The sequence below is a fragment of the Rhizobium sp. CF080 genome, from assembly GCF_000282095.2.
GTDB lineage: Bacteria > Pseudomonadota > Alphaproteobacteria > Rhizobiales > Rhizobiaceae > Neorhizobium.
The window spans coordinates 20,827-40,737 of record NZ_AKKC02000003.1 but is presented as its reverse complement, the minus strand read 5'-3'; the positions used below and the strand labels follow the sequence as shown (position 1 = coordinate 40,737).

Sequence of the window (19,911 nt, the reverse complement as noted above, 5' to 3'; positions counted from 1 at the left end):
TATGATCAGCCCTGGGTGATCGGCGCGATCGCCACTTCGACGCGGCGGTTCTGCGCGCGGCCATCCGAGGTCGCGTTGGAGGCAACCGGCTGTGACGGTCCGAAGCCCATCGTCGACATGCGGCGCTGGTCCACACCACCGCGGCTTCCGAGATAGTTCGCGACGGAAGCGGCACGGCGTTCGGAGAGAGCCTGGTTATGCTGCAGGCTGCCGGTCGAGTCCGTGTGGCCGTTGACGTCGATCAGGGTGCGGTTGAACTTGTTCAGCACGATCGCGACGGCATCGAGCGTCCGGTAAAAGGGCGGGATCACCTGGTCCTGGTCGGTGGCGAACGTAATGTTCGACGGCATGTTGAGGATGATGCGGTCGCCGACGCGGGTCACCGAAACACCGGTGCCCTGCAGCTGGGCGCGCAGCTCCGCTTCCTGATTGTCCATATAGGCGCCGATCCCGCCGCCGGCGAGCGCGCCGATCCCGGCACCGATCAGCGCATTGCGGCCCGCATGGCGCCCGCCAGTCAAGCCGCCGGCAAGCGCGCCGAGACCCGCGCCGATGGCTGCGCCGCCGGCTGTATTGGAAACCTTCTGCTCGCCCGTATAAGGGTCGGTCGTGGTGCAGGCGGAAAGATAGGTCGCGCAAAGTGCGACGATTGCGATTTTCTTGAGCATGTAAATAAACGTCCCCGTCGTCAGTGGTGCCACCTCATTTACCATGAATTGCGGCAATAACGAGGAGGCCGGCGCATCTTCGTTATGAACCAGAGGGGCGACCAAAACGGTGCCGATCAAGACACTCGGCGAAAAAAATCCGGTACAGCGAAAAACGCGCGGATCAGCCGGCGACCGGCAGGCCTTTCAGGACTTCGAGCAGCCGGTCGCATTCGGCATCCGTGCCGATCGAGATGCGCAGATAGTCGGCTATGCGCGGCTTGTTCCAGTGGCGGACCAGCACGCCTTCGGCCCGCAGGGCTGAATAGACGTCTGCGCCCGGCAAAGTGGGATGCCTGGCGAAGACGAAGTTCGCCTGCGACGGCAGAACCTCAAAACCCATCGCGAACAATTCAGCGCTGACACGGTCGCGCGTCGCGATGATCTTCTGCCGGCAGGCCTCGAACCACGAGACATCCTCGACCGCGGCCGTCGCCGCAACCTGCGCCAACCGGTCGAGCGGATAGGAATTGAAACTGTCCTTCACCCGTTCCAGGGCATCGATCAGGTGCCGCTGGCCGAGCGCGAAACCGACGCGCATGCCGGCAAGCGACCGGGATTTCGACAGCGTCTGGATGACGAGAAGGTTCGGATAGCGGGCAATCAGGCTCGCGGCCGTCTCGCCGCCGAAATCGATATAGGCCTCGTCCACCACCACCGGCACGTTGGGATGCGCGGCCACCAGCGTCTCGATCTCCGAAAGCGACAAACCGACGCCGGTCGGCGCATTCGGGTTCGGGATGATGATCGCACCGCACGGACGTTCGTAATCGGAGAGCCGGACCCGGAAACCTTCATCGAGGGGGATTTCGACCACGTCGATATCGTAGAGCCGGCTATAGGTCGGATAGAAGCTGTAGGTGATATCCGGATAAAGCAGCGGCTTGTCGTGCTTCAGCAGCGCCTGGAACGTGTGCGCCAGCACCTCGTCCGAACCGTTGCCGACGAACACTTCATCCGCTTGCACGCCGAAACGCGCGGCGATCGCTTCGCGCAATGCGGTTGCCGACGGGTCCGGATAAAGCCGAAGGGCATCGTCGGCCGCTGCCTGTATCGCGGCAACCGCCTTCGGAGAAGGCCCATAGGGGTTCTCGTTGGTATTGAGCTTGACGAGATTCTCAACGCGCGGCTGTTCACCCGCGACATAGGGCGTAAGCCGGCTGACGATCGGCGACCAGTATTGGCTCATGGAATTATTCTGCAGCCGTGCGTTGGCCAAAACGCTGCTCGATATAGTCGATGACGAGCTTCTCGAAATCGGCGGCGATGTTCACGCCACGCAAAGTCAGCGCCTTCTTGCCGTCGATGAAGACAGGTGCTGCCGGCGTTTCGCCGGTGCCTGGCAGCGAGATGCCGATATCGGCATGCTTGCTCTCGCCGGGACCGTTGACGATGCAGCCCATGACCGCGACGTTGAGCGCTTCGACGCCGGGATATTTCTCGCGCCAGACCGGCATGTTCTTGCGCAGGTCGTTCTGGATGTTCTGGGCAAGCTCCTGGAACACCGTCGAGGTGGTGCGGCCACAACCGGGACAGGCGGCGACGACGGGAACGAACTGGCGGAACCCCATGACCTGCAGCAGTTCCTGCGCCACCTGCACTTCGCGGGTCCGGTCGCCGTTCGGCTCCGGCGTCAGCGAAACACGGATCGTATCGCCGATCCCGTGCTGCAGCACGTAGCCCATGGCAGCCGAGGAGGCGACGATGCCCTTGGAGCCCATGCCGGCCTCGGTCAGCCCGAGATGCAGCGCATGGTTGGAGCGCTCGGTGAGCATCGAATAGACGGCGATCAGGTCCTGCACCTGGCTGACCTTGGCCGACAGGATGATGCGGTTGCGCGGCAGGCCGATCTGCTCGGCAAGCTCGGCGGAGATCAGCGCCGACTGGACGATCGCCTCATGCATGACCTGGCGGGCCGACAGCGGCGAACTATCCGCCGCGTTGCGGTCCATCAGCGTGGTCAGGAGATCCTGGTCGAGCGAACCCCAGTTGACGCCGATGCGAACCGGCTTGTCGTAGCGGATCGCCATCTCGATGATGTCGGCGAACTGCTTGTCCTTCTTGTCCTTGAAGCCGACATTACCCGGATTGATGCGGTATTTGGCGAGCGCCTCGGCGCAGGCCGGGTGATCGGCGAGCAGCTTGTGGCCGATATAGTGAAAATCGCCGACCAGAGGCACGTCCATGCCGAGCCGCAGCAGGCGTTCACGGATTTTTGGAACGGCGGCAGCGCTCTCGTCGCGGTCGACGGTGATGCGGACGAGCTCGGAGCCGGCCTTGTAGAGCGCTGCGACCTGGGCGACCGTGCTATCGATATCAGCGGTATCGGTATTGGTCATCGACTGCACGACGACTGGCGCCCCTCCCCCGACAATGACGCCGCCGACATCGACGGCGACTGTGGCGCGGCGCGGTTTCGGGTCGTAGTCGATGGGTGCGGTCATCGGAAGTCTCGTCGGCTTGGGAATGAAGCGTCTTTCAGGTGGCGTATGGCTTACGGCTTGTCAACCGCCGCGACACTCACTTTATCGCGTCGACCTTCTCGCTTCCAGCCCGGCAGGCTGACGCAGCCTAGTGATGCGCCGTATCCGCATGTCTGGCCAAAGGCGAGAGTATGAGCACCACGACGATCAGCGCCGAAAGGCCGGCGAAGATGATCGCAAGGCCGGTATGTTCGGCAATGAAGCCGATGGCCGATGGCGCGACCAGGATGCCGGAATAACCCATGGTCGTGACCACCGAGAGGCCGACGCCGGCCGCCATGCCCGGCAGGTTGCCGGCGGCCGAGAAAGCGATCGGTACGATGTTGGAAATGCCGATGCCCGTCAGGGCAAAGCCGGCGATCGCCATCGGCGCATTCTGCGCAAAGCCGATCAGCAGCAGGCCGAAGATCGAAATGACGGCGCAGACCCGCAGCGTCTTCACCGCGCCAAAACGGTCGCGGATCAGGTCGCCGGCAAACCGCATCGTCGCCATGGTCAGCGAAAACGCAGCGAATGCGAAGCCGGACAGCGTGACGGAAGCCGCCAACTCGTTTCGGAGGTAGAGCGCACCCCAATCGAGGATCGCGCCTTCCGGGATCATGCAGAACAGCGCCATGATGCCGATCAGCCAGGGCAGCGGCGAACGCGGCAGGCGGCTTCCGCCATGCCTGGCTTCGTCCGGATGGGGTGCATCGTGCAGAACGATCCGCCAGGCAGCAATGATCATCAATGCTGCAAGTACCGTGACCAGGATGGCATGCGCGGAAACGCCGATGTGTTCGATCAGGAATCCGCCCGTCGAGGATCCCAGCAATCCGCCGAGACTCCAGAAGGCATGGCAGGACGACATGATCGCCCGCCGCATGTTTTTTTCCACCGAGACCGCATTGGCGTTCATCGCCACGTCCATCGCCCCGATCAGGCCGCCGAACAAGAATATGGCGAACGCGCCGGACCAGATGCTGCCGACCCAGGTGAGGAGGAGCAATGTCGGAGTGAGCAGCACCGACGTATATTTGGAAACCTGGCTCGATCCGAAACGGGCGATCTGGCTGCCGGCAATCGGCATCATCAGCAGAGATCCGAGCCCAAAAGTCAGAATCATCAACCCGAGCGAGCTCTCGCTCAAGCCCAGCCGACTTGCGAATTCCGGAATTTTTGGCGCCCAGGCGCCGACCATGAAGCCGTTCATCAGGAAGAGCAGCGACACGGCCACTCTTTCGCGGGTGATGAACGTTCGTGAGCCGGAGGAAGCGTTGGAGGGCGCGCGACTATCCATGGGCAAGTTCCTTCTCGATCGCCGCGAACATATTTAAATCGATTGAATTTGCAACGCTGCGAAGACGTCCTGCCTCTCACAAATTGTATCGAGGCGAAACCCACAACGGAAAGAAAAGTTCGCGGCAATTGACCACGCTCGAAAACTTTGGTTCCGATCGGTCACAATCCGCATCATATAAGGCGCTCGTTTTCAGGATCTGGGCGATCTGTCGGCTACGAACGGCAGGGCCGACGCACCCCTGGTCGGGGGCGCCGGCTGATAGCTATTTTCGGGGAAAGGCTCGGCCGGAAAGTCCGCGCAGGCCGGCATGGCGGCTGAAATCAGCCGCCATAGACGATAAGCAGATCCTTTGCGTCGATCTGGTCGCCGGCCTTGACGAGGACTTCGGCGATAGTGCCATCCTTTTCGGCATGCAGGGCGGTTTCCATCTTCATCGCCTCGATCGACAGGAGCACGTCGCCGGCCTTGACCGCCTGGCCGGTTGTCGCAAAGACGCGGCTGATGACGCCGGGCATCGGCGCGCCGAGATGGGCGGCATTGGCGGTATCCGCCTTGCGGCGGACCGCACTGCCGGAAGCACCATGCGCCCTGTCCGGCACCTTGATGCGGCGCGGCTGGCCGTTGAGCTCAAAGAACACGGTGACCAGGCCTTGCGCATCCGTGCCGCTCATCGCCTGGTTGACGACCACAAGCGTCTTGCCGCGCTCGATGTCGGCGAACATCTCCTCGCCATCGCCGAGCCCGTAGAAATAGGCATGCGTCGGCAGAACCGAGACCGGGCCGTAGGTATCCGACGCCAGCGCGAAGTCGGTGAACACCTTCGGATACATCAGGTAGGAGGCGAACTCGAAGTCGTTGACCTTGCGCTCCAGCTTGTCCTCGATCGTTTTGCGCTCGGCGTCGAGATCGGCCGGGGCCAGAAGCGAGCCGGGCACCGCCGTATAGGGCGCCTCGCCCTTCAGCGCCTTTTTCTGCAGCGCTTCCGGCCAGCCGCCGGGCGGTTGGCCGAGATCGCCCTTCAGCATCGATACGACGGAGTCGGGAAACGCGATGTCCTTGGCCGGGTTCTCGACATCGGCAACCGTCAGGTCCTGGGAGACCATCATCAGCGCCATGTCGCCGACCACCTTGGAGGACGGCGTCACCTTGACGATGTCGCCGAACATCCGGTTCACGTCCGCATAGGTCTGGGCGACCTTGTGCCAGCGGGTTTCAAGCCCGAGCGAACGGGCCTGTTCCTTGAGGTTGGTGAACTGGCCGCCCGGCATTTCGTGCAGATAGACTTCCGAGGCCGGCCCCTTGAGGTCGCTTTCGAAGGCGGCATACTGGCCGCGCACCGCTTCCCAGTAGAAGGAGATGCGGCGGATCCATTCGGGATCGAGACCCGGATCCCGTTCGGAGCCCGACAGCGCCTCGACGATCGAGCCGAGGCAGGGCTGCGAGGTATTGCCGGACACCGCGTCCATCGCCGCATCGACCGCATCGACGCCAGCCTCCACCGCGGCAAGCACCGTCGCGGCCGAGATGCCCGAGGTGTCATGCGTATGGAAATGGATCGGCAGCGAAGTGGCATCGCGCAGCGCCTTGAACAGCACCCTTGCCGCAGCCGGCTTCAGGAGGCCGGCCATGTCCTTCAGCGCGATGATATGCGCGCCCGCCTTCTCCAGCTCTTCGGCCAGAGAAACGTAATATTTGAGGTCGTATTTCGGGCGCGCGGAATTCAGGAGATCGCCGGTATAGCAGATCGCCGCCTCGCAGAGCTTGTTCTCCTCCTGGATCGCATCCATCGACACGCGCATGTTCTCGACCCAGTTGAGGCAGTCGAAGACACGGAAGAGGTCGATGCCGCCCTTGGCGGCCTGGGAGACGAAGTATTTGACGACGTTGTCGGGATAGTTCTTGTAACCGACCCCGTTGGCGCCGCGCAGAAGCATCTGCAAAAGCAGGTTCGGCGCGTCCTCTCGGATCATTGCCAGGCGTTCCCACGGGTCTTCGGTGAGGAAGCGCATGGAAACATCGAAAGTCGCCCCACCCCAGCATTCCAGCGAGAACAGGTTCGGCAGCGCCCGCGCATAGACGCCCGCCACCCGCGCGATGTCATAGGTGCGCATGCGGGTCGCCAGCAGCGACTGATGGCCGTCGCGCATCGTCGTGTCGGTCATCAGCACGCGCTTTTCATTGCGCATCCATTCGCCGAACTTTTTCGGCCCGAGCGTGTCGAGCAGCTGCTTGGTGCCGTCCGGGATCGGGCCGTTGATATAGGGCAGGATCGGCTTTGCGGCGTGTTCGGAAGGTGCGGGCCGGCCCTTGGTTTCCGGATGACCGTTGACGGTGACGTCGGCGAGATAGGTGAGCAGCTTGGTGGCGCGGTCCTGGCGCTTCACCTGCTCGAACAGTTCCGGCGTCGTGTCGATGAACCGCGTCGTATAGGTGTTGTCGCGGAATTTCTGATGACCGATGATCGCTTCGAGGAAGGTCAGGTTGGTGGCGACGCCGCGGATGCGGAATTCGCGCAGCGCCCGGTCCATGCGGTCGATCGCCTCCTGCGGCGTGGTGCCGGCAGCCGTTACCTTGACCAGCAGCGGATCGTAATAGCGGGTGATGATCGCGCCCGAATAGGCCGTGCCGCCGTCGAGACGGATGCCGAAACCGCCGGCCGAACGATAGGCGGTGATGCGCCCGTAATCCGGGATGAAGTTATGCTCCGGATCTTCGGTGGTGATGCGGCATTGCAGCGCGTGGCCGTGGAGGCGGATGTCAGCTTGAGCCGGCACGCCGGATTCCGGCGTGCCGATCGCAAAACCCTCGAGGATATGGATCTGCGCCTTGACGATATCGATGCCGGTGACGACCTCGGTCACCGTATGCTCGACCTGGATGCGCGGGTTCACCTCGATGAAGTAGAACTTGCCGCTGTCGGCATCCATCAGGTACTCGACCGTGCCGGCGCCGACATAATGGGTCGCCGCGGCGATCTTCAGCGAATAACCCGCCAGTTCCTGCCGCTGGGCTTCCGACAGATAGGGTGCCGGCGCACGCTCGACGACCTTCTGGTTGCGGCGCTGGATCGAACAGTCGCGCTCGAACAGATGCACGACATTGCCGTGCGTATCGCCGAGGATCTGGCTCTCCACGTGGCGGGCGCGCTCGACGAGCTTTTCGAGATAGACTTCGTCCTTGCCGAAGGCGGCCATCGCCTCGCGCTTGGCTTCCACGACTTCCCTGGCGAGGTCCTTCGGATCGCGGATGGCGCGCATGCCACGTCCGCCGCCGCCCCAGGAGGCCTTCAGCATCACCGGATAACCGATTTCCTCGGCCATTTTCGCAACGACCGCCATGTCGTCCGGCAGCGGCTCGGTCGCCGGCACCACCGGCACGCCGACCGAGATGGCCAGGTTGCGGGCCGCCACCTTGTTGCCGAGCTGGCGCATCGTATCCGGCCGCGGGCCGATGAAGATGATCCCTGCATCGTTGCAGGCCTCGACGAATTCCGGGCTTTCCGACAGCAGCCCATAGCCCGGATGAATGGCATCGGCACCGGAAAGCTTGGCGACGCGGATCACTTCCGGAATCGACAGATAGCTCTCGATCGGCCCCATATCCCTGGAAAGATGCGGGCCGCGGCCGACCTGATAGCTCTCGTCCGCCTTGAAGCGATGCAGCGAGAGCTTGTCCTCCTCCGCCCAGATCGCAACCGTTTTGATGCCAAGCTCATTGGCCGCACGGAAAACCCGGATCGCTATCTCCGAGCGGTTGGCAACCAGTATCTTCGAAATCGACAAGACGGATCTCCCCACGCGCCATCGAGAAAAATGCTGCACTGCAAGGAAATCACTATCGTCTTAATCGAGCAAGCGCAATTTGTCGGGAAGGCCGGATGACAAATTTATGTCGCGAGGAAATCGAGGTCCTGATCCTAGGTGACGAGGCCGAGGCGAAACGCCGAAGCGACCACATGCTGGCGGTTCTTGGCGCGCAGCTTCTCCTGAAGCCCGTTGATGTACCAGTCGACCGTATGGCTGGAGATATCGAGCGACTTTGCGATCTCGTTGGAGGTCAGCCCCTCGGTCAGCAGGACGATGACTTCCATCTCGCGGCGGGTAAGCTGGGTGTCGACTTTCGCGACAGCCTCCAGCTCTTCTGCCTGACCGCGCAGATCCAGAAAGCGCCAGAACACCTTTTTGGCGGCGACGTCGAAAAGCGCCATTTCAGCGGGCGAAAGGTCTACCGGCCGCCCACCGAGGCTCATGTTGCCGAGCAGCCCGTTGCGGCCATGAACCGGAAACATGTAGCCGTCCTGAAGGCCGTAACGCGTCCCCTCCTGCATCATTCGCTGCATGCGCTGGCGATGCGGGTCGTTCCGGAGCCTGAGGACCGCATCCCGCCAGCGGAAGGGTCTCTGCACAATGCTGAGCATGCGCACAGTCGGATCGACCAGCACATATTTGCGGGCCACATAAATTTCCTGCCAGCCTTCCGGCCAGCGGCTGGCCAGGGTAAGCCCGGCCTGATCCTGAAGGGAGCGCGGCTGGATCACCAGTCCGTAATATTCAAAACCATAGGCCTTCAGCAGAGATTCGAGCTGGGCCGTCAGCTCCGCCTCGGTCTTGATTTCCCCTACAAGTATCAAGAGTTGCACGACCAGCTGAATGTTCACGACCTGCTCCCTGCCGCGCTCTTTCCGGGCGCTTTTTCTCTTTACGTTAAATTTCAGTAACTTCCCTCATTCACAATCGATTAGCATAGTTATCATTCGTTGAAGGTATACCGCGAAATCTAGCCCTTGACGGTTTTGTGAGAGAAGCGGTGAGCTGGTTCAAGACACCGAATACGCGAAGCCTTGCCCTCCATGAAACATTTCTGGCAGAAGAGTATTATCTTCGGCGTCCGTCGCGGAATTGCCGTTTCCGATCATTAGATTACCGAGGCCGCCGGCATGGCGGCTCCATATGAAAAAGGTTGCGCAGTTGACGCTGTTCCAGGTTTACGCACGAGCCCTCAAATATCTGGCGAAGAATAAATGGCGCGTCACCGCCGTCGTCATCGCCAATATCGTGCTTGCCGTCATCACCATTGCCGAACCGATCCTGTTCGGCCGGATCATCGACGCCATTTCGTCCGGCGGTACCGTTGCGCCGGTCCTGGTGTTGTGGGCCGGTTTCGGTGTCTTCAACACCATCGCCTATGTGCTCGTTTCCCGCGAGGCGGACAGGCTTGCCCATGGCCGGCGTGCATCGCTGCTGACCGAGGCTTTCGGGCGCATCATCTCCATGCCCCTTGCCTGGCACCACACCCGCGGCACCTCCCACGCACTGCACACCTTGCTGCGTGCGGCGGAGAGCCTGTTCGGTCTGTGGCTCGAATTCATGCGCACCCACCTCGCCACCGCCGTGGCGCTCTTGCTGCTGATCCCGACTGCGATCTCGATGGATTGGCGGCTCAGCCTCGTGCTCCTGGTGCTGAGCATCCTCTACTGGATCATCGGCGTGACGGTGATGAACCGTACCAAGGAGGGCCAGGCCTCGGTCGAGAACCACTACCATACGGTCTTCTCGCATGTGAGCGACGCGATCAGCAACGTATCGGTGCTGCACAGCTATAACCGCATCGAGGCCGAAACCCTGGCGCTCAAGGACTATACCAAGGACCTGCTGGCCGCTCAGTATCCGGTGCTCGACTGGTGGGCTCTGGCGGGCGCGCTCAACCGGACCGCCTCGACCGTATCCATGGGCGTCATCCTCGTCATCGGCACGCTTCTGGTCCAGCGCGGCGAAATCCGGGTGGGCGATGTCGTGGCCTTCATCGGCTTCGCCAACCTGCTCATCGGCCGTCTCGATCTGTTGCGCCAGTTCGCGACCCAGATCTTCGAAGCGCGGGCCAAGCTCGAGGATTTCTTCATCCTCGAGGATTCCGTCGGGGAGCGTGCCGAGCCGGCTGATGCCGCCGATCTCGGCGAGGTTCGCGGCGACGTGGAATTCCGCGATGTCTCCTTCGGCTTCGCCAATACGAGCCAGGGCGTCCACAACGTCTCCTTCACCGCAAAGGCCGGGGAAACGGTCGCCATCGTCGGCCCGACCGGGGCCGGCAAGACGACGCTCATCAACCTCCTGCAGCGTGTTTACGACCCCCAGGAAGGCAAGATTCTGATCGACGGCGTCGATATCGGCAAGGTGACGCGCAAATCGCTGCGCCATTCCATCGCCACCGTCTTCCAGGATGCCGGGCTCCTGAACCGGTCGATCAGCGAGAACATTCGCCTCGGCCGCGAGGGCGCGAGCGAGGAGGAAATCGCCAAGGCTGCCGAAGCCGCCGCCGCCGCCGAATTCATCGAAACCCGTTTGAACGGCTATGAGACGCCTGTCGGCGAGCGCGGCAACCGCCTGTCCGGCGGCGAGCGCCAGCGTATCGCCATTGCCCGCGCCATCCTCAAGAATGCCCCGATCCTTGTCCTTGACGAGGCGACCAGCGCACTCGACGTCGAGACCGAGGCTCGCGTCAAGACAGCTATCGACCGTCTTCGGGAGAACCGCACCACCTTCATCATCGCCCACCGGCTCTCCACCGTTCGCGATGCCAACAAGGTGATCTTCCTCGAGAACGGGCGCGTCGCAGAGATGGGCAGCTATGACGAACTCAGCGAGAGCGGCGGACGCTTCGCGGCGCTGCTGAAGGCAAGCGGCATCCTGACCGACGACGAAGCGGTGGATCATCATACCGGGTCGGTGGCGCAGCCCGCCTGATCGGTTCGGAACGTCAATAAAAAACCCGCCGCCATTCGCTTGGCGGCGGGTTTTTCTTTGTCCGCTTCCCGATGAGCCGGGATCTCAGCTATTGGCCGGTTCCGGCAGACGCTTCGCAGCCGCTCCGCCGAGAAGGAAACCTTCCGTCTCGTTGACCGCCTGACCGTCGATCGTGACCTTGTCGCCTTCGACGGTGATCTTGTGCACCGTGTCCTCGATGGTCAGTTCGGCGGTAAAGCCATTCCAGTCGGTCGGCAGCGCCGGATTGACGAACAGCCGGTCGCCCTGTCGACGGATGCCGAGGATGCCCTCGGTGGCCGCACGATAGAGCCAGCCCGCCGAACCCGTGTACCAGCTCCAGCCGCCGCGGCCGGTATAGGAACCGTGACCGTAGACATCGGCGGCGACCACATAGGGCTCGACGCGATAGGTCTCGGCCGCCTCGCGATCGAGCGCGTGGTTGATCGGGTTCAGCATCTGGAAGCACTTCCAGGCATCGTCGCCCCGCTTCAGCGCTGCCAGCGCCAGCACGACCCAGATGGCCGCATGGGTATACTGGCCGCCGTTTTCACGGACACCCGGCGGATAGGCCTTGATATAGCCCGGGTCCTTGCGGGTATCCTGGAAGGGCGGCGTGAACAGGCGGATGATGCCCGCCTGGCTGTCGACGAGCTTGTCGAGCACCGCGTCCATCGACTGGGCGGCACGGTTAGGATCGCCGACGCCCGAGAGCACGCTCCAGGACTGGGCGAGCGAGTCGATACGGCATTCGTCGCTGGAGCTCGAGCCGAGCGCGGAACCATCGTCGAAATAACCGCGGCGGTAATAGGTGCCGTCCCAACCTGCCTTTTCGAGCGCCTGCTTGAGCGTTTCGATATGATCCGTCCAGCGCTGGATGCGCTTCCTGTCCTTGCGGGCTTCTGCATACGGCAGGAAGTCGCGCAGTGCAGCGGCCAGGAACCAGCCGAGCCAGACGCTCATGCCGCGGCCACCGACGCCGACGCGGTTCATGCCGTCGTTCCAGTCGCCGCCGAGGATAAGCGGCAGGCCCTTGTCGCCGGTGCGGGTGATCGCCAGGTCCAGCGCCCTTGCCGCATGCTCGTACAGGGTTGCGGACTCGGTCGAGATCGTCGGCTGGATGAAGGCGTCGTGCTTGCTCTTTTCAAGCACCGGACCGTCGATGAACGCCAGCTCCTCGTCGAGCAGCGACGTATCGCCGGTCACCGAGACATACTGGTGGATTCCGTAGGCGAGCCACACGACGTCGTCCGAGATCATCGTCCGGACGCCGGCGCCGGAGCCTGGCAGCCACCAATGCAGAACGTCGCCTTCCTTGAACTGCCGCGAGGCCGCATTGACGATCTGGCGGCGGGCGAGCGACGGCTCGTGCACCAGGAAGGCCAGGGTGTCCTGTAGCTGGTCACGGAAGCCGAAGGCGCCGGACGCCTGGTAGAAGGCGGTGCGGGCCATGATGCGGCAGCCGAGCGCCTGATAGGGGAGCCAGTGGTTGACCATGTTGTCGAGCGACTTGTCCGGCGTCGAGATCTTCAGGCGGCCGGTGAAGCCGGTCCAGAAATCCTGGTTCGCCTGGAGGATCGGAGCGAACTCCTCGCCGCGCAGCTGGGCAACCAGCGCCTGGGCCTCTTCCTTCGTATCGGCATCGCCGAGATAGAAGGTGACCGTCCTCTCTTCGCCCGGTGCCAGCTCGATGTCATAGGCGAGCGCCGCGCAGGGGTCGCCGTCGAGATCGAGCGCGTTGCTGAGCGACGAGGTGGACATCACCGCCGCCGGCATCTGGACCGAACCGAAACGGCCGATGAATTCGCGGCGGCTCGCCGTGAAGCCGACCGGCGTCTCCTTCATGCCCATGAACGCAACGCGGCGGTAGTCGACGCTGTAGGAGTTGGTGGCGAAGAGTGCCCCCGTCTCCTCGTCGCGGGTGGAGAGGATGAACGGGATGGACCGGGACGGATTGGAACCCAGCAGCCATTCCACATAACCGTAGATGCGCAGCTTGCGGGTTTCCGAACCACCGTTATGGAGGAGGATAGACGAGAGCTTTGCCGCCCGCGTCCGGTCGACCGTCTGGGTCAGCCTGATCTTCAGGCCGTCTTCTTCACTCGAAAAGACGGAGTAACCGAGGCCGTGCCGGGTTTCGAACTTGACCTCCGGCTTGCGCGACAGGACCGCGAACGGCGTCATGACCGCACCGCTATCCCGGTCGGCGACGTAGAATGCCTCGCCGGGACGGTTGATGACCATGTCGTTGGTCCAGGCCGTCAGCTGGTAGTCGCGGGAGTTCTTGGCCCAGGTGAAGCCTGAGCCTTCTGCCGCGATGTGGAAGCCGAACTTGTCGTTGGAGATGATGTTGATCCACGGCTGCGGCGTCGACTGGCCGCCGTGCAGGCGCACCACATATTCGCTGCCATCCTCGGTGAAGCCGCCGAAACCGTTCCAGAAGTCGAGATCCGCCGGCGCCTCGATCGGAGCCGGAGCCTGGAAGATCTCGCCGTTCAGCAGCGGACGGCGGTCGACCTCGATCTCCTGATCCTTCGGGGGAGCAAAGATTGTCGCCGTACGGTTGAGCTGATCGCTGATCTTGCCGTTGCGGGCATGCAGAACCACGCGGGACGCAGCAATCATGCCTTCCGAAGCCACATCGTCCAGGATGTCGCAGCGCAGCGAGAAGACATGCTGCCGCTGACCTTCCTGTTGGCTGAGGCGGCGGGCGTTCTCGGAGAGGTGTTCGATCGCCTGCTGCATGTCCTGCGCGTAGGAAGCGGCCCGCTCATTGAAGATGACGAGGTCGGTGATGACGCCGCGTGAGCGCAGATATTCCTGGGCGCTCATCGCCTCCTTGGCAACCGGCATGTCGTTGTCGTCGTTGATGCGCAGCGTGAAGATCGGGAAGTCGCCGGAAACCGACGACGGCCAGAGCGACGACTGCTGCTGCATGCCCGCATGGAGCGTCGCCTGGTCGGCGCGCAGCTGCATGTCCGGATAGATGAGATAGCGCGCCAGGTGCTGGAACGCCGCTGCATCCTGCGAAGAGACGCCGAGATGGCGCATCTGCACCTGGGTACGCGTCCAGGCCTGGGTGAGCTCGGTCTGGAAGGCATCCGGGTGGCGATAGCGTTCGATCGCCTGGTCGAGGTCTTCGCGCCGGGGCGCCGCGATCGTCCAGAAGATCACGCTCACCTTCTTGCCGGCCGGCACGCGCACCACGCGGCGCAGCGACAGGATCGGATCGAGCGTGAATCCGTCGGTGCCCGACAGCGTTACGCCCGGATCGAAGGCGGCGGCTTCCGAAAGCGTGCGGCCGCGGCCGAGGAACTTGCGGCGGTCGGTCTCGAATTCGGTCGGGCGAGCCGAACCGGCATTGTCAGCCGCCAGATGGGCGATGACCATGTCCGGATCGTTCGGCGTGCGCTTGTTGCGCCACGCGCGGATGACGTCGCCGCGTCGGCCGATTTCCGTGCGGATGAACATCCGCTGGAAGACCGGATGGGCGTTGTCGTCATCCTCGTTGGTCAGCACGGGTTCCATATAGGAGGTCACTTCGATGAAGCGGTCCTCGGTCCCCATGTTGAGAAGCGTCAGGCGGCGGCCTTCGGCATCGTGCTCGCTCGCGACGATGCATTCCACCGTGCTCGTGAGGTCGCCGATCGTCTTGTGGAATTCCGCCCGTTCGTCGGAAAAGATCGCTTTGGTCTTTTCGCCTTCGATACGGCGCGGCTCGGCGGTGGCGGACCACCATTCGCCGGTCGTGGTGTCGCGCAGGAACAGGAACTGGCCCCAACGGTCTTCCGTCGGATCGGGCTTCCAGCGCGCCACCGACAGGCCGTTCCAGCGGGAATAACCCGTGCCGGTCGCCGTCAGCATGACCGAATAGTGGCCGTTGGACAGCAGCACCAGCTCGCGATCCTTGGTGGCCGGATTGTTGACGGTGCGGATTTCCGGCCGCAGCAGCTCGCCCTGGCCCTTGCCGGGGGTTTCCTCGTGCTTGGCGCTCATCACCGGAATGTCGCGCGGCGCCTTTTCCTGCAGCAGCAGTTCGGCGGCCTCGATGACCGGGTCGGAGTGGAAGAGCTCGCGCAGCAGGCCGTTCATCACCACGTTGGCGATCGCGGCGATCGACATGCCGTGATGGTGGGCATAGTAGTTGAACACCACCGCGCAGCGCTTGCCTTCCGGTACGCGGGTAGGCGTGAAGTCGACCGCATCGTGGAAGCCGAACATGCCGAGCGCTCCGAGCGAGCGCAGCTCGGCAAGGTTTTCCGCCGCGGCGATCGGGTCGTACTGGCTGGCCAGGATCGACGCATAGGGCGCGATGACCGCGTTCTGGCCGAGGCCACGCTTGAGGCCGAGGGTTGGCACCCCGAAGTTCGAGTACTGATAATTCATCTGATGGTCGAGAGCGTTGAATGCCGCTTCGGAGATGCCCCATGGCGTGCCGAGGCGGCGGCCATGATTCATCTGTTCCTTGACGATCAGATTGTTGGTCTGGTTGAGGATGCCGCCCTGGCGCTCCTGCATGACGAGAGGCGGCATCAGGTATTCGAACATCGAGCCGGACCAGGAGACCAGGGCGCCCCGCGCGCCGATCGGCACGACCTGGCGGCCGAGCTTGTACCAATGCTCGGTCGGCAGATCGCCCTTGGCGATCCCGAACAGGCTGGTCAGACGCGCTTCGGATGCGAGCAGGTCGTAGCAGGCTTCGTCGATCTCGTTGCTTTCGACGCGATAGCCGATCGACAGAAGGCGGCGGTCCTTGCGGAACAGGAAGCTGAAATCCATCCCGAAGGCGAGGGCGCGGGTTCGGTCGCGCAACACGGCGAGCCGCTCGCGCAGGGATTCGATATTGCCATTGTCGAACACGCTGTCGGCGATATGCGCCTCGCAGGCGGTGACGAGAGACGCCGACCAGCGGGTGACTTCCTCGCTCTGCGCCGAGCGGACTTCCTGGTCGAGGTTGATCGCCAGCTTCTGGATGTCGCGGGCAAGCACGGAGAGGTTGATGATCCGGATCGATGCGAATTCATGCTCTCGCTTGACCGCGGCAAGCGCGTTGCCGAAGCCGACGATACGCTCTTCGAGACGGCGACGCAGCGGACGCACGGTCTTGCGATCGTCCGGAAGCGCCTTCAGCGTTTCGGCCAGGATACCGGAGACGTCGCCAAGGCCGTCGAGATTGCCCTGAAGATGCGCGGAAGGGGCCTCGGCCCAGATACGCAGTGCCGAGGAAATGGCGATCAGGTGACCGGCAAAATTGCCGCTGTCGACCGACGAGACGTAGCGCGGCATCAGCGGCTGTAGGGTATCGGTGTGATACCAGTTGAACATGTGGCCGCGGAATTTGTCGGCTCTTTCAACCGCCGAAATCGTCTGCTCGATGCGCTCGATCGTGTCGGTGAAGCTGATCCAGCCGAAATGCCGCGCCGAGATCGTCGACAACAGGTAGACGCCGATATTGGTAGGCGACGTGCGCTTGGCGATGACCGGGTTCGGCTTCTCCTGGAAATTGTCCGGCGGCAGGTAGTTCTGTTCTGCGGTCACGAAGGTCTCGAAATACCGCCAGGTGCGGCGGGCGATCTTGCGCAATTCGACGGAAACGGGTTCCGGCACGAACAGCCGGTCTTCGGTCTCGGCCGACTGGCTGACATACCAGGCGACGAGCGGCGAGAAGATCCACAGCACCGCGAACGGAATGCCGACCAGGAAGGCGTTGTCGCCGGGCATGGCCGCCAGGATGATGCTGAGCACGGCGATCGCCGGCGCATGCCACATCGTCTTGTAATAGTCCTGCGGGCTGCCCTGGGCGCTCGACTGGATCGAGGCGGCGGTGCGCCATTCCAGCATCAGCTTCCGGCTGAAGAACAGGCGGTAGAGGGACCGGGCGATCGCATCGGTCATGATGCAGGCGGAATCCGCGATGAAGACGACGCGGAGTGCGACCTGCGCATTGGCGGAACGCATGTCCGACCAGACGGAATAGAAATGCGCGCCGGGGACGATATCGGTTGAGCTCGGCAGGAGGCCGGTCACCAGGCTGAGGGTCGGAGCGACGAACAGCGAGAAGATCAGCAGGATCTGCCAGACGAGAGCGCCGAGCGGATCCATGAAGTACCAGCCGAGCACGGACGCGAAGAACCAGGCGATCGGGGTCAGCGACCGGCGCAGGTTGTCAACCATCTTCCAGCGGCCGAGCGCAGTCACGCCCCGCTTTGGATCGAGGATGTAGGGCAGAAGCTGCCAGTCGCCGCGAGCCCAGCGATGCTGACGCGAGACCTCAACCTCGTAGCGAACCGGAAAGTCCTCGACCAGCTCCACGTCGGTGACGAGAGCGCAGCGAGCGAACGAACCTTCGAGAAGATCGTGGGAGAGGACCGAATTCTCGTCGATCCGGCCTTTCAGCGAAGCCTCGAAGGCATCCACGTGATAGAGGCCCTTGCCGGTGAAGCTGCCTTCGCCGGTCAGGTCCTGGTAGACGTCGGAGACGGTGAAGACATAAGGGTCGAGGCCGCGGCCGACGGAGAAGACGCGCTGGAAGACAGAGGCTTCCTTGCCGGTCGTCAAGGACGGAGTCACGCGCGGCTGCATCAGGCCATAGCCGTGGATGACGCGATTGGTCTTCGGATCGAGCACCGGCTGATTGATCGGGTGGTGCATCTTGCCGACAAGCTTGGTCACCGCGTCGCGCATCAGGCGCGTATCGGCATCGAGCGTCATGACGTACTGGACGTTGGCCGGCACAGTGTTGGCGCCGGTAAGATAGCTGGTATCGCGATCGCCGCGCAGCAGCATGTTGAGCTCATGCAGCTTGCCGCGCTTGCGCTCCCAGCCCATCCATACGCCTTCGCTCGGATTGAACAGGCGGCGGCGATGCAGCAGATAGAAGCGCGCCTTGCCGTCCTCGTCATACTTGGCGTTCAGCGCTGCGATCTCGCGCTTCGCATAGTCGAGGATTTCGAGGTCGGTATCGGTCTCCTCGAACTTGCTGTCGCGCCAGTCGCTGAGCAGCGAGAAGTAGATCTCGCCGTGCGGATTGGCGAGGTAATGGACTTCGAGGTTGCGGACGAGCTCGTCCACGGTGTCGCGGTCGGTGATCAGGCAGGGGACGGCGACGAGGGTCCTGGCCTCTTCCGGAATGCCCTCCTTGAATTCATAGCCGACCAGCCGGGCCGGCCGCACCACATAGGTCACCAGCGTGTTGAACAGGCCGGTCGCGCCTTCGGAAGCCGGCAGCGCGAACATCAGCAGGAAGCACAAGACGACCGGCAGCGGAATATCCGCCTGCACCAGGAACCAGCCGGCAACCGCCATGGCGAGCACGGTAATCAGGATCACCGGGCCGGCGATCGCAAACCAGTTGAGGCGCCGGACGAGGCGGACGAATCTCTGGACGAACAGCAGATTGTAGCCGACGGCGGCTTCCAGTTCCCGGCGGCGGCGGCCCACGACGAAGGCGCCGACATTGGTCTCCCGCGGATCGGCATTTTCCTCGGCGGACGCCTTTTCGGCGAGCTGGATGGCGGCTTCCGCAACCTCGGCCTCGCTCTTGCGGCAGCGGCGGGCGATCTGCTCGATGCGGTTGCGATAGGCATTGCGCGAGCCGAAATCGAGCGCTTCGTAATCGGTGCGCTGGCGGAAGATCTTGTCGATCTGCGAAACGTCTTCGAACCAGACGCTCCATTCCGTGTCGTCGATCTCGCGCAGGCTCTTGATGATGTTGCCCATCGTCACATTGCCGGACGAAAGGCGGTTCTGCTCGGCGAGCATCACCTCTTCGACGTCGGTACCGGCCTGTTCGAGACGCTGCTCCAGCCAGGCGACGGCAAAACCCGATGTCTGCGAGGCGTTGCGAAGGCGATAGAGGAATTGTGCGGTGAACGTGTTGTCGTTCGTCAGGTTCTCGATGCCCTTCAGGACATCGGCGCTCGCCTCCTCGTTATTGAGGCGGATGATCTCGTCGGCCGTCTCGTTGGCGCGGCGGCGCATGTTGCGCGAACGATCGACGCGGGTCGCGATGCGGCGCAGGTTCTCGATCAGCACGAAACGGATGAACGAGGGCAGCGCCCAGAGTTCGCCGATCTCGAGCGGTTCCTTGACCTGGAACCCTTCGACCATCGCGGCCAGGCCGTCGCGGTTGAGGCTGCTGTGGGTATGGGCCACGTAGAGCCAGGCGAGCACCAGGGTGCGCGGCACTTCCTGGCCGCCGACCATCATCGTAGGCAACTGGCGAAAGAACTTTTTCGGGAAGTCGCGGCGGACTTCCTGGATCGCCTCTTCGACGATGTAGTAATTGTCGAGCAGCCACTCGGCGGCTGGCGTGATCGTCGCGCCGGCATCGACGTCGGTCGCCGTCGCCCGGTAGACCCGAAGGATTTCCTTCTCGTTCTCCTGGTGCCGCTTGAAGAACTCGAACTCCATCAGGCCCGGCAAGCTGGGCGTGCCCTCCTTGCCGAGTTTCTCGCCGCATTCCCTCAATGCATCGATGTTGAAATAGGTCGAGCGGATCGAATCGTTATGATCGATCTGCTTGGCTTCGGTTTCGCGCGAGGAAGCTGACGGCGGAGTGTGAAATGACATGGATACGGGCTTCTGGTGAAAACTCTAAGGGTTTGTCGGCCTCGCCTTACTCGGCCTGCATCGGAAGCGCCAGTCATCATTTGGATTATGGTGACCGGGCGGATGCAAAC

Annotated in this window: 8 protein-coding genes; 1 reads left to right on the top strand and 7 read right to left on the bottom strand. The window is 62.9% G+C overall.

Annotation, left to right across the window (positions count from 1 at the left end; all coding sequences use genetic code 11):
- Positions 1-5: 5 nt before the first annotated feature.
- The 6 genes from PMI07_RS06650 to PMI07_RS06625 form a co-directional block, all read right to left on the bottom strand.
- Positions 6-668, bottom strand: a complete 663-nt coding sequence (locus PMI07_RS06650; RefSeq protein ID WP_037085819.1) for an OmpA family protein — start codon at positions 666-668, stop codon at positions 6-8.
- A 163-nt stretch (positions 669-831) separates the two neighbouring features.
- Entirely contained in the window at positions 832-1,896 is a 1,065-nt protein-coding gene (gene hisC / locus PMI07_RS06645) for a histidinol-phosphate transaminase (RefSeq protein ID WP_007752558.1), read from the bottom strand.
- A 4-nt stretch (positions 1,897-1,900) separates the two neighbouring features.
- On the bottom strand, positions 1,901-3,151 hold the full coding sequence (gene ispG, locus PMI07_RS06640; RefSeq protein ID WP_007752560.1) for a flavodoxin-dependent (E)-4-hydroxy-3-methylbut-2-enyl-diphosphate synthase: 1,251 nt from the start codon (positions 3,149-3,151) through the stop codon (positions 1,901-1,903).
- A 127-nt stretch (positions 3,152-3,278) separates the two neighbouring features.
- Entirely contained in the window at positions 3,279-4,469 is a 1,191-nt protein-coding gene (locus PMI07_RS06635; RefSeq protein ID WP_007752570.1) for an MFS transporter, read from the bottom strand.
- A 323-nt stretch (positions 4,470-4,792) separates the two neighbouring features.
- Positions 4,793-8,254 (bottom strand): pyruvate carboxylase, encoded by a 3,462-nt coding sequence (gene pyc / locus PMI07_RS06630; RefSeq protein WP_024163626.1) that lies wholly within the window; start codon positions 8,252-8,254, stop codon positions 4,793-4,795.
- 134 nt (positions 8,255-8,388) lie between these two features.
- Positions 8,389-9,129, bottom strand: a complete 741-nt coding sequence (locus PMI07_RS06625) for a LuxR family transcriptional regulator (protein ID WP_007770873.1) — start codon at positions 9,127-9,129, stop codon at positions 8,389-8,391.
- 310 nt (positions 9,130-9,439) lie between these two features.
- Here PMI07_RS06625 and PMI07_RS06620 point away from each other — a divergent pair, with 310 nt between their 5' ends.
- Positions 9,440-11,212 carry a glucan ABC transporter ATP-binding protein/ permease gene (locus PMI07_RS06620; RefSeq protein WP_051484096.1) on the top strand — a complete coding sequence of 591 codons (1,773 nt, stop codon included), beginning with the start codon at positions 9,440-9,442 and terminating at the stop codon, positions 11,210-11,212.
- Positions 11,213-11,296: 84 nt separating this feature from the next.
- On the opposite strand, the gene PMI07_RS06615 is transcribed toward PMI07_RS06620, so the two are convergent.
- Complete coding sequence (locus PMI07_RS06615) at positions 11,297-19,801, bottom strand: glucoamylase family protein (protein ID WP_024163625.1); 8,505 nt, start codon at positions 19,799-19,801, stop codon at positions 11,297-11,299.
- Between the last annotated feature and the right edge of the window lie 110 nt (positions 19,802-19,911).